The 10,896-nt window shown below is 33.2% G+C and carries 8 protein-coding genes, 1 tRNA gene and 1 rRNA gene; all 10 read left to right on the top strand.

Translation table 11 applies throughout. From position 1 onward, the window contains the following. Window positions 1-268: 268 nt before the first annotated feature. The gene (dnaN, locus tag Q5O86_RS06920; RefSeq protein ID WP_302626412.1) at window positions 269-1,369 is read left to right on the top strand and encodes a DNA polymerase III subunit beta; all 1,101 of its coding nucleotides are present in this window, start codon (window positions 269-271) and stop codon (window positions 1,367-1,369) included. 11 nt (window positions 1,370-1,380) lie between these two features. Next, complete coding sequence (locus Q5O86_RS06925) at window positions 1,381-1,584, top strand: RNA-binding S4 domain-containing protein (RefSeq protein WP_302626413.1); 204 nt, start codon at window positions 1,381-1,383, stop codon at window positions 1,582-1,584. Beyond that, the gene (recF, locus tag Q5O86_RS06930; protein ID WP_302626414.1) at window positions 1,584-2,672 is read left to right on the top strand and encodes a DNA replication/repair protein RecF; all 1,089 of its coding nucleotides are present in this window, start codon (window positions 1,584-1,586) and stop codon (window positions 2,670-2,672) included. The genes Q5O86_RS06925 and recF overlap by 1 nt, the downstream gene beginning before the upstream one ends. Window positions 2,673-2,701: 29 nt before the next feature. Next, window positions 2,702-4,636, top strand: coding sequence for a DNA topoisomerase (ATP-hydrolyzing) subunit B (gyrB, locus tag Q5O86_RS06935; RefSeq protein WP_302626415.1), 1,935 nt, complete (start codon window positions 2,702-2,704; stop codon window positions 4,634-4,636). A 12-nt stretch (window positions 4,637-4,648) separates the two neighbouring features. Further along, a complete protein-coding gene (gene gyrA / locus Q5O86_RS06940; RefSeq protein WP_302626416.1) occupies window positions 4,649-7,186 on the top strand; it encodes a DNA gyrase subunit A in 2,538 nt (845 codons plus the stop codon). A gap of 67 nt (window positions 7,187-7,253) precedes the next feature. Then, window positions 7,254-8,096 (top strand): fumarate hydratase, encoded by an 843-nt coding sequence (locus Q5O86_RS06945; RefSeq protein WP_302626417.1) that lies wholly within the window; start codon window positions 7,254-7,256, stop codon window positions 8,094-8,096. Between the two features lie 116 nt (window positions 8,097-8,212). After that, window positions 8,213-8,761, top strand: a complete 549-nt coding sequence (locus Q5O86_RS06950) for a Fe-S-containing hydro-lyase (RefSeq protein ID WP_302626418.1) — start codon at window positions 8,213-8,215, stop codon at window positions 8,759-8,761. A gap of 25 nt (window positions 8,762-8,786) precedes the next feature. Beyond that, window positions 8,787-9,500, top strand: coding sequence for a lysophospholipid acyltransferase family protein (locus Q5O86_RS06955; RefSeq protein WP_368074751.1), 714 nt, complete (start codon window positions 8,787-8,789; stop codon window positions 9,498-9,500). A 101-nt stretch (window positions 9,501-9,601) separates the two neighbouring features. Beyond that, window positions 9,602-9,689 (top strand) — tRNA-Ser (locus Q5O86_RS06960). A 391-nt stretch (window positions 9,690-10,080) separates the two neighbouring features. Continuing rightward, a 16S ribosomal RNA gene (locus Q5O86_RS06965) occupies window positions 10,081-10,896 on the top strand; the annotation flags it as partial.

The raw sequence follows: 10,896 nt of genomic DNA on the forward strand, positions 1-10,896 counted from the left end.
ATGAAACGTTTTTTATTGTTAATAACTATGTTTATTTTATGTTAATAGAGTGTTTATAACTTTTTTCGACACTGTTCTGCATTATGAGATTACGTTAATACTATGTTAATAATTTTTAACTTATTAACAAGTTATTATTTTCAAAACTCCTTTATTTATAAGGGTTTAAACGTTTTTTTAACATATTAACACTGCTTATTATTATTATTAATTTATTATTTATATATTTATAGCTTATTTTTAAAAATCTAAACAAAGGAGATTACTTATGAAGTTAGTTTGTAAAAAATCAGATTTGATATCAGGTATTAATATTGTAATGAAAGCTGTTTCTTCCAAAACTACAATGTCCATACTTGAATGTATCTTAATTGATGCCACAGAAGGATTTATTAAAATGACAGCCAATGATATGGAACTTGGCATAGAAACAAAAGTATTGGGAGAAATTATCGAAGCCGGGAGTATTGCTATTGATGCTAAAATATTTTCAGAAATTGTAAGAAAACTTCCTGATAATGATGTAATAATTGAAGTAAACGATGAAACAAAAGCAAACATTACATGTGAAAATGCTAAATTTAATATTCTTGTAAAATCTGCTGAAGATTTTTCTTATCTTCCCGTCATTGAAAAAAATAATAAAATTACAATTTCACAGTTTTCTTTAAAAGAAGTTATCAGACAAACTAGTTTCGCTATTAATGACGCTGAAAAGAATAAGCTCCTCACAGGAGAATTATTTGAAGTACATGGAAATAAATTAAAAGTTGTAGCATTAGATAAATTTCGTATTGCTATCAGAAATATTGAATTAAAAGAAGAATATGGTGATTTTAAAGTATTAGTACCCGGAAAGTCATTAAATGAAATAAGTAAAATTTTAAATGGTGGCGTGGATGATGACGTAAATATTTACTTTACAAACAACCATATATTATTTGAGTTTGATGAAACTATTGTTGTATCAAGATTAATTGAAGCTACAAATTATTTTGATACAGACAAAATGATTAGTAACGATTATAAAACAAAAATCAATATTAACAAAAAAGAAATGGCAGATTGTATAGACAGAGCTACCCTTCTCATAAAAGAAGGAGATAAAAAACCGGTATTTTTGACGATAAAAGATACAGAAATGGAATTATCTATTAATACATTTATAGGTTCTATGGATGAGAGTATACCTATTTCAAAAGAGGGTGCAGATATTATGATAAGTTTTAATCCAAAGTTTCTTATAGATATTTTAAAGGTATTAGACCAGGAGCAGGTTAGTATTTTCTTTACAAATCCAAAGGCGCCTTGCTTTATAAGGGATGAGGAAAATAGTTATATTTATATTGTTCTTCCGGTCGTACAGTAGAGAGGTTTATTATGGAGATTACAATCAAGGATGAATTTATAAAATTAGGTCAGGCCTTAAAACTTGCGGGATTGGTTAGTTCCGGTGTAGATGCTAAATTTATAATTCAGGATGGTCAGGTAAAAGTTAATGGGGATATAGATACGAGAAGAGGAAAAAAACTTTATCCCGGTGATAACTTTGAATTTGATGGAACAGTGGTAACAGTAAAATAATGATAATTACAAAATTAGAATTAAGTAATTTTAGAAATTATAAATTATTAAAGCTTGATTTTGACAACAAAACAAATATTTTATATGGGAACAATGCTCAGGGAAAAACAAATATTTTAGAGTCAATTTATATGTGCAGCACTACAAAGTCTCACAGAAGTAATAAGGATTTTGAACTTATAAATTTTGACAGTAATGAGGGACATATAAAATTATATATAAATAAAAATAACAGGGAACAGCGTATAGATATTCATCTTAGAAAAAATAAATCTAAGGGGATTGCTATTAATGGGATTCCGATTAAAAAGGCAAGTGAATTGTTTGGAATTTTTAATGTTATTATATTTTCTCCGGAGGACTTAAATATTATAAAAAATGGTCCTTCGGAGAGAAGAAAATTTATAGATATGGAGCTTTGTCAGTTAGATAAAATTTATGTTTATAATCTTGTAAATTATAACAAAGTTTTGAGTCAGAGAAATCAGCTTTTGAAAGATTTATATTTTAAACCTGAATTAAAACAGACTCTTGATGTCTGGGATATGCAATTGGCAGAATATGGGTCTAAAGTGATTAAAAGAAGGGAACAATTTATAAAAGAGATAAGTAATATTTTGATTCCAATTCATGATGAACTGACAAATGGTCAGGAAGAAATAGAAGTTGTATATGAAAAGAACAGTGAGCCAGATGACTTATATCAAAATATCCTTTTCAATAGAGAAAAAGATATAAAATATAAAACTACATCTGTGGGTCCTCATCGGGATGATATAGTTTTTTTTAATAAAGGAAAAAATATTAAAACTTATGGGAGTCAGGGACAAAAAAGAACAATTGCTTTATCTCTGAAATTGGCAGAAATAGAATTAGTAAAATCTTTAATAAATGATAAGCCGGTATTGTTATTAGATGATGTGCTATCTGAATTAGATTCAGACAGACAAAATCATTTGTTAAAAAGTCTGGATAATATACAGACAATTATAACATGTACGGGGTTGGATGAATTTATAGAAAATAGATTTAAAATTAATAAAGTATTTCAAGTTACAAATGGAAATGTGGCTGAAAAGTTAGTTTAATGATTAGCAGAAACGGAAAGGAGTTACGAATGGGTAACAACACAAACGTTGAGAATGAATATGGAGCAGACCAGATACAGGTTCTTGAGGGACTTGAGGCAGTAAGAAAAAGACCGGGTATGTATATTGGTTCTACATCAGCTAGAGGATTACATCATTTAGTATATGAAATTGTAGATAATGCTGTAGACGAAGCACTTGCAGGACATTGTGATACAATAGATGTTCAGATTAATAAAGATAATTCAATTACCGTAAGAGATGATGGAAGAGGAATACCAACAGACATTAATACAAAGACAGGAAAACCGGCAGTAGAAGTTGTATTTACGGTTCTTCATGCAGGAGGTAAATTTGGTGGTGGAGGATACAAGGTATCCGGTGGACTTCACGGAGTAGGTGCATCCGTAGTAAATGCCCTTTCTAAATGGCTTGAAGTAAAAGTTTGTAGAGATGGTAAAATTCATTGGCAGCGTTATGAATATGGTAAAGTTGTTGAACCTTTAAAGATTATAGGTAATTGTGATAATTCATTTACAGGTACTGAGGTAACTTTCCTTCCGGATGATACTATTTTTGAGGAAACGGAATATGATTATAAAACATTAGAAATAAGATTAAGGGAAACAGCATTTTTAACAAAAAATCTTAGAATTGTTTTAAGAGATGTAAGAGATGAAGAAATAAAAGAAAAAGCTTTTCATTATGAAGGTGGTATTAAAGAATTTGTTACTTATCTGAATAAAGGAAAAACATCGTTATATGATGACGTTATCTATTGTGAGGGAACAGTAAATAATGTATATGTTGAAGTTGCTATGCAGCATAATGATTCTTATAACGAAAATATGTTCAGCTTTGTAAATAATATTAATACGCCGGAAGGTGGTACACAGGTAGAAGGTTTTAAGAGGGCATTGACTAAAACCTTTAACGATTATGCCCGTAAAAATAAATTACTTAAGGATAGTGAAGATAATCTTTCAGGGGAGGATATCCGGGAAGGTTTGACAGTCATTATCAGTGTAAAAATAGAAGACCCTCAGTTTGAAGGTCAGACAAAACAAAAGCTTGGAAATAGCGAGGCAAGGGGTGCTGTCGATAATACGGTAAGTGAACAGCTCACATATTTTCTTGAACAGAATCCGGCAGTCGGAAAGATTATATGTGAAAAAGCAGTTTTAGCTCAAAGAGCAAGAGATGCTGCAAGAAAGGCGAGAGATTTAACAAGAAGAAAGACAGCTTTAGATGTAGGTTCTCTTCCTGGAAAACTTGCCGATTGTTCAGATAAAAATCCTGAAAATTGTGAGATATTTATTGTCGAGGGAGATTCCGCCGGAGGCTCCGCTAAAAAAGCAAGAGTTCGTGCTACACAGGCTATTTTACCGCTTCGTGGAAAAATACTAAACGTAGAAAAAGCACGTCTTGATAAAATTTTAGGAAATGCTGAAATCAAAGCAATGATTACAGCGTTTGGAACAGGTATACATGATGATTTTGATATATCAAAATTAAGATATAACAAAATTATTATAATGACGGATGCCGATGTAGATGGTGCTCATATTGATACCCTTATGCTTACATTTTTCTATCGGTTTATGCCGGAACTTATAAAAGACGGACATGTATATCTCGCTATGCCACCACTATATCAGATTACAAGAAATAAGAAAAATTATTATGCATACAGTGATGAAGAATTAAATAGAATTCTCACAGAAATAGGGCGTGATAATCAAAATAAAATTCAGCGTTATAAAGGGCTGGGTGAAATGGATGCTTCTCAGTTATGGGAGACAACCATGGACCCTAAGACAAGAATTTTAAAACAAGTAAAGATAGATGAAGACAATTTAACAGAAATGGATTTGACATTTACTACATTGATGGGTGATGAAGTAGAACCAAGAAGAGAATTTATAGAAGCAAATGCAAAATTTGTACAGAACTTAGACATATAGGAGGAAATTTAAGTGGATGATAAGATTTTTGACAGAATTCATGAAGTAGACTTAAAAGAAACAATGGAGACCTCTTATATTGATTATGCAATGAGTGTTATAGCAGCGAGAGCTTTACCGGATGTAAGAGACGGATTAAAACCGGTTCAGAGACGTGTTCTCTATTCAATGGTAGAATTGAACAATGGACCGGATAAGCCGCATAGAAAGTGTGCCCGTATTGTAGGTGATACAATGGGTAAATATCATCCTCACGGTGATAGTTCTATTTATGGAGCTTTGGTTAATATGGCACAGGAATGGAGTACAAGATATCCATTAGTTGATGGTCATGGTAATTTTGGTTCTGAAGATGGAGATGGAGCTGCTGCAATGCGTTATACAGAGGCGCGTTTAAGCAAAATATCGATGGAAATGGTTGCAGATATCAACAAAGATACCGTTGATTTTGTGCCAAACTTTGATGAGACGGAAAAAGAACCTACGGTACTTCCATCAAGATATCCAAATCTTTTAGTAAATGGTACAAGTGGTATTGCAGTAGGTATGGCTACGAATATACCTCCTCATAATCTAAAAGAGACAATCAACGCTATTATAAAGATAATAGATAATAAGGTTGATGAAAATAGAGATACCGAGATTGAAGAGGTTATGGAGATTATTAAGGGACCTGATTTTCCAACAGGAGCTACTATATTAGGAAGAAGAGACATAGAAGAAGCATATAGGACAGGTCGCGGAAAAATAAAGACAAGGGCTGTTTCTGAAATCGAGACAATGGAAAATGGTAAGAGCAGAATTGTTGTTACAGAACTTCCATATATGGTAAATAAAGCAAAGCTGGTGGAGAAGATTGCCAGTTTAGTAAAAGAAAAGAAAATAGACGGCATTACGGATTTGAGAGATGAATCTGACCAGGAAGGAACGCGCGTAGTTATAGAAGTCCGTCGTGATGCCAATGCTAATGTAATCTTAAATCAGCTTTATAAACATACACAGTTGCAGGATTCTTTTGGTGTTATTATGCTTGCTTTGGTAAATGGTGAACCAAAAGTTTTAAATCTTCTTCAAATGCTTGATGAATATTTAAAACATCAAAAAGATGTTGTAACAAGACGTACAAAATTTGAGTTAAACAAAGCCGAAGAGCGTGCTCATATTATAAAAGGTTTATTAATTGCTTTAGATAATATAGATGAAGTAATTAAAATTATAAGAGGTTCGAGAACAACAGCGGACGCAAAAAATAGTTTATGTGAAAGATTTGGTCTTTCCGACGCGCAGGCACAGGCTATTGTAGATATGAGACTTCGTCAGTTGACAGGTTTGGCAAGAGAAGACCTTGAAGCTGAATATAATGAATTGATGGCAAAAATAGAATACTTAAAATCAATTCTTGCTGACGAAAATAAATTATTAACTGTTATAAAAGAAGAAATAACAGTAATTAGAGATAAGTTTGGAGATGAGAGAAGAACAAAAATTGGTCTAAATATAGGTGATTTGTCTGATGAGGATTTGATACCGGAAGAAGATACAGTCGTTGCAATGACAAATTTAGGTTATATTAAGAGAATGACTGTAGATAACTTTAAATCACAAAATCGTGGTGGAAAAGGAATAAAGGGTATGCAGACTATCGATAACGATTTTATGAAAGATATGTTTATGTTATCCACCCATGATTATATATTATTCCTTACAAATACGGGACGTATCTACAAACTTAAGTGTTACGAAATACCGGAAGCAGGAAGAACAGCAAGAGGTATGGCAATAGTAAATCTTTTACAGTTGCAGCCTGGTGAAAAAATATCTGCTATGGTTCAAATGCGTGAATTTGAAGACGATAAATATCTTATTATGGCTACAAAAAATGGTGTTATTAAGAAGACACCTGTAAATGCATATACAAATATTAGAAAGAGTGGAATACAGGCTATTACTCTTAGAGAAAATGATGAATTGATTGATGTAATGATATCAGATAATACAGATAATATTATGTTAATTACAAAAAAAGGTCATGGAATTAAATTCCGTGAGACAGATGTACGCGAAACGGGTCGTTCAGCTATGGGAGTAAGAGGAATTGAATTAAATTCAGGTGATGAAGTAATTTCTATGCAATTAGAGTCACAGGGTGAATGTATTCTTATTGTTTCTGCAAATGGTATGGGAAAACGTACTCCTTTTAGTGAATTTAAACTACAAAATCGTGGCGGAAAAGGTGTAAAATGTTATAAGATTGCAGATAAAACAGGTGATGTTGTAGGTGCAAAAGCTGTAAATGATGGAAATGAGATTATGATGATTACTAACGAAGGTATTATCATAAGAATGTTTGTTGATGATATTTCTGTTTTAGGAAGGGTTACACTTGGTGTAAAACTTATGAATACAGGTAATGACAGTGATATTGTTGTAGCAAGTATTACAAAAGTAAAAGAAAGCGTGACAGAAGCTGATGCAGAAGAAGCAAAATTGATAGAATCAGAAGATGATATTGATATAAATAAAACAGAAAATTCTTCAGAAACAGAATAAAATAATAAAAAAGGCGGCTAATAAAGTCGCCTTTCATGCGTTAAAATAAAAAGAGAGGAAAAAATAAATGAGAATTATAAATACAAATGAAATTATAAAAGAAATAAAAGAAATGTGTATTGAAGCGAATCATTTTTTATTACCTGATATGATAGAAGTATTTGACAATGCAAGAAAAAATGAAAAATCTCCTTTAGGTTGTCAGATATTGGAACAGCTAGATGAAAATTTAAAAATAGCAGCAGAGGATATGATACCAATTTGTCAGGATACAGGAATGGCGGTTGTTTTTATTGAGATAGGACAAGATGTACATATAGAAGGCGATAATTTAGAAGATGCTATTAATGAAGGTGTAAGACAGGGGTATGTAGAAGGTTACTTAAGAAAATCAGTAGTAAAGGACCCAATTTTAAGAGAAAATACGAAAGATAATACTCCAGCTGTAATTCACTATAGTATTGTACCTGGAGAAAATATAAAAATAACTTTAGCGCCAAAGGGATTTGGAAGTGAAAATATGAGTCGTGTATTTATGTTAAAGCCGGCTGATGGAATAGAAGGTGTAAAAGAAGCTGTACTCACAGCAGTAAGTGATGCTGGACCAAATGCATGTCCTCCAATGGTAGTAGGAGTAGGCATAGGTGGAACTTTTGAGAAGTGTGCATTACTCGCAAAAAAGGCGTTGACAAGACCGGCAGATAGTAGTTCAAAAATTGAATATGTAAAAGAAATGGAAGATGAATTATTAGAAAAAATAAATAAATTAGGAATAGGTCCGGGTGGACTTGGTGGAACACAGACAGCACTTGCTGTGAATGTTGAAACATATCCAACTCATATAGCAGGATTGCCAGTAGCTATAAATATATGTTGTCATGTAAACAGACATGTTACAAGAATCTTATAGTATATATTTAGAATTAAAGTAATATATAAACACAATATATAGCGTTTTATTTTGAAACTTATATAATAGGAAGAAACTCATAACAAAATTACAATATATAGATAAAGGAGACTGAAATGAATAAGAAAATAAATGCTCCATTGAGTGATGTGCAGGCGAAAGAATTAAGAGCAGGAGATTATGTATATATAACGGGAATAATCTATACAGCGAGAGATGCGGCACATAAAAGAATGTATGAGGCATTAAAACAAGGACAGGAACTTCCAATTGATATGAATAATAACATCATATATTATATGGGACCATCCCCTGCTAGAGAGGGAAGACCTATAGGTTCTGCCGGACCTACAACTGCAAGTAGAATGGATAAATATGCACCAGACCTATTAGATTTGGGATTAAAAGGTATGATTGGAAAAGGAAAACGTTCAAAATCAGTAAAAGATGCAATAATTAGAAATGGTAGTGTATATTTTGCAGCAGTAGGTGGAGCCGGAGCAATATTATCTAAATGTATAAAGTCAAGTGAAGTGATTGCATATGATGATTTGGGAACAGAGGCAATAAGAAAATTATATGTTGAAGACTTTCCTTCTATAGTAGTTATAGATAGTGAAGGAACAGACTTATATGAAACATCAATTGAGAAATATAGAGAATAAAATAATAACTTAAGGATAAAATAAAATGAAGATGAATAGAATTGTATATTTATTTACCCGAAGATTTTATAAAGTTCCATGGTTATTTTATGAAATAGGTAAAGCAGGAAATGGTCAGAAATATACAATACAGGAAAGATATAAAATTGTCAGGAATGTATGTAAACAAGTAAATAAATATGCACATGTAGAAATAGAATGTACAGGATTAGATAATATTCCAAAAGAGAATGGATATATATTAACCCCAAATCATCAAGGGTTATTTGATGTTTTACTCATATGTGACACACATGAGAATCCGGCATCTTTTGTTATAAGAAAAGATTTAGAAAAAGTACCTTTATTAAAACAGACAATAAAGGCATTAGATGCAAAAGCTTTAGACAGAAATGATGCACGTCAGGGAATGCAAATAATAAAAGAAATGACCCAAGAAATAAAAAAGGGAAGAAATTATATTATATTTCCTGAAGGTACAAGGAGTAAAAATGGTAATATACCGGGAAATTTTAAAGGCGGTTCATTTAAAAGTGCGGTAAAAGCACGAGCACCAATTGTACCTGTAGCATTAATAGATTCATTTAAACCTTTTGATATAAAAGATACAAAAACAGTTAAAGTACAAATACATTATTTAAATCCTTTATATTATGAAGAATATAAAGACATGAAGACAATTGAAATAGCAGATATAGTGAAAAAAAGAATAAATCATAAGATAAATGAAAAAATTTAAAAATAAGTGTGATTTATATTTGACAAATAAAAACTACTATATTATAATAATCAATGCACTGTTAAAGTGCTGTTAAGAGAATATATATTATATTCAGGCATGGAGAAGTACTCAAGTGGCTGAAGAGGCGCCCCTGCTAAGGGTGTAGGTCGTTTGCGCGGCGCGAGGGTTCAAATCCCTCCTTCTCCGTTTTATTACCTTGTCATATGACAGGGTTTTATTATGCCAATAATTGATTGTTATACAACTTAAAAAGTTTTTAAAAAAGTTGTTGACAAGATATTTATAAAGTGATAATATATCTCTTGCACACGCCAAACGGCAGTGCGGTCAACAAAAAACTTTTTTAAAAAAAGTTAAAAAAGATGTTGACAAAAAGAAAAAGCCATGATATATTAATATGGCTGTCGCTGAGAGCGACAAAAAGAAACAAGAACATTGATAATTGAACAGCAACCATCCCTGAAAATTCAAAATAAATTTTCAGAGCGAACATTGTTAATTCGAGTAATCGAAGAAACGATTTCCAAAACAACAGTAATGGATGAATGGCTAACGTCATTCTGACAGAACAAACACTTTAAACGAGAGTTTGATCCTGGCTCAGGATGAACGCTGGCGGCGTGCTTAATACATGCAAGTCGAACGAAGCATATGAGACGGAGTTCTTCGGAATAAAGATTCATATGACTGAGTGGCGGACGGGTGAGTAACGCGTGGGTAACCTGCCTTGTACAGGGGGATAACAGTTGGAAACAGCTGCTAATACCGCATAAGTGCACAGTATCGCATGATACAGTGTAAAAAACTCCGGTGGTACAAGATGGACCCGCGTCTGATTAGCTGGTTGGTGGGGTAACGGCCTACCAAGGCGACGATCAGTAGCCGACTTGAGAGAGTGATCGGCCACATTGGGACTGAGACACGGCCCAAACTCCTACGGGAGGCAGCAGTAGGGAATATTGCACAATGGGGGAAACCCTGATGCAGCGACGCCGCGTGAAGGAAGAAGTATTTCGGTATGTAAACTTCTATCAGCAAGGAAGAAAATGACGGTACTTGACTAAGAAGCCCCGGCTAAATACGTGCCAGCAGCCGCGGTAATACGTATGGGGCAAGCGTTATCCGGATTTACTGGGTGTAAAGGGAGCGTAGGCGGTACGGCAAGTCAGAAGTGAAAGCCTGGGGCTCAACCCCGGAATTGCTTTTGAAACTGTCGAACTAGAGTGTCGGAGGGGTAAGCGGAATTCCTAGTGTAGCGGTGAAATGCGTAGATATTAGGAGGAACACCGGTGGCGAAGGCGGCTTACTGGACGATTACTGACGCTGAGGCTCGAAAGCGTGGGGAGCAAACAGGATTAGATACCCTGGTAGTCCACGCCGTAAACGATGAATA

This window comes from uncultured Eubacterium sp. (assembly GCF_937958975.1).
Lineage (GTDB): Bacteria > Bacillota > Clostridia > Lachnospirales > Lachnospiraceae > Eubacterium_G.

What these genes read in the sequence shown, in the direction of transcription:
- dnaN (WP_302626412.1), top strand. Translation starts at nt 269, where the DNA reads ATGAAGTTAGTTTGTAAAAAATCAGATTTGATATCAGGTATTAATATT.
- gyrB (WP_302626415.1), top strand. Translation starts at nt 2,702, where the DNA reads ATGGGTAACAACACAAACGTTGAGAATGAATATGGAGCAGACCAGATA.
- Q5O86_RS06945 (WP_302626417.1), top strand. Translation starts at nt 7,254, where the DNA reads ATGAGAATTATAAATACAAATGAAATTATAAAAGAAATAAAAGAAATG.
- Q5O86_RS06925 (WP_302626413.1), top strand. Translation starts at nt 1,381, where the DNA reads ATGGAGATTACAATCAAGGATGAATTTATAAAATTAGGTCAGGCCTTA.
- Q5O86_RS06955 (WP_368074751.1), top strand. Translation starts at nt 8,787, where the DNA reads ATGAAGATGAATAGAATTGTATATTTATTTACCCGAAGATTTTATAAA.
- recF (WP_302626414.1), top strand. Translation starts at nt 1,584, where the DNA reads ATGATAATTACAAAATTAGAATTAAGTAATTTTAGAAATTATAAATTA.
- Q5O86_RS06950 (WP_302626418.1), top strand. Translation starts at nt 8,213, where the DNA reads ATGAATAAGAAAATAAATGCTCCATTGAGTGATGTGCAGGCGAAAGAA.